Consider the following 1,062-nt stretch of genomic DNA (forward strand, 5'->3'; position numbering starts at 1 on the left):
ATGAAGGAGACCGAGAAGATCGAGATCATGCACTTCGACCAGGAGGGCTACCTCGAGGACGGCAGGAACGTCTACGAGGCCGGCAAGAAGATGACCGCCCTGGCCGACCGCGTGCACGAGGAGGGCTACGACGCCGTCTTCCTGATGGGCGTCGGCGGCACCTGGGACGAGTTCATGCAGCTCGAGTACCTCATGAACAAGTTCGGCGACCGCGACCTCGAGGTCTACCTGATCCACGCCGCCGAGTGGAACGTCATGGGCCACAAGCGCATGACCGACAGGTCCGTCGTGCTGACCGCCTCCGAGTCCGGCACCACCCCCGAGGTGCTCGAGGCCGTCGGCAAGATGAGGGAGATGGGCGTGCGCGTCTTCGCCATGACCAACCCCGAGGGCAAGATCGGGCAGGCCGTGGGCGCCGAGAACTGCGTCATGATGGCCTCCGACCACGGCGCCGGCGGCTGCGAGAAGGGCTACTACCTCGCCGACTGCTTCGGCCTGCGCCTGCTCAACCGCCGCGGCTGCTTCCCCAAGTTCGACCTGTTCATCGAGCAGACGAAGGACGTCTGGAAGGACATGCTCGACATCCGCAAGCGCTTCGAGCCGCGCGCCGAGGAGCTCGCCAGGAAGTACGCGCTGGCCGACTACACCATGTTCATCGGCTCGGGCGCGCTGTGGGGCGAGACCATCCTGTACTCCATGTGCCTGCTCGAGGAGATGCAGTGGAAGCGCATCCGCCACATCACCTCGCACGACTTCTTCCACGGCACGCTCGAGCTGCTCGAGCCCGGCGTCCCGGTGTTCCTGTTCATGGGAGAGGACGAGTGCCGCGCCCTCGACGAGCGCGTCCGCGCCTTCCTCACCAGCGGCGTGACCGGCGACGAGGACTACGTCATCATCGACACCGCCGAGTACGCGATCCCGGGCCTGGACGACGACTTCCGCGTCATCGTGTCCCCCTGGATCCTGTCCGTGCTGACCACCGACCGCCTCGCGCGCAACTACGAGCTGGTCACCAAGCACAACCTCAAGTACCGCCGCTACTACCACCAGTTCGACTACTAA

At 65.3% G+C, this 1,062-nt stretch carries 1 protein-coding gene; it reads left to right on the forward strand.

All coding sequences use genetic code 11. From position 1 onward, the window contains the following. Positions 1 to 1,062, forward strand: a 1,062-nt coding sequence (locus DWY03_RS09950) for an SIS domain-containing protein (protein ID WP_117770657.1), incomplete at its 5' end; no start/stop codon positions are given.

Source organism: Collinsella sp. AF23-2, from assembly GCF_003459245.1.
Taxonomy (GTDB): domain Bacteria; phylum Actinomycetota; class Coriobacteriia; order Coriobacteriales; family Coriobacteriaceae; genus Collinsella.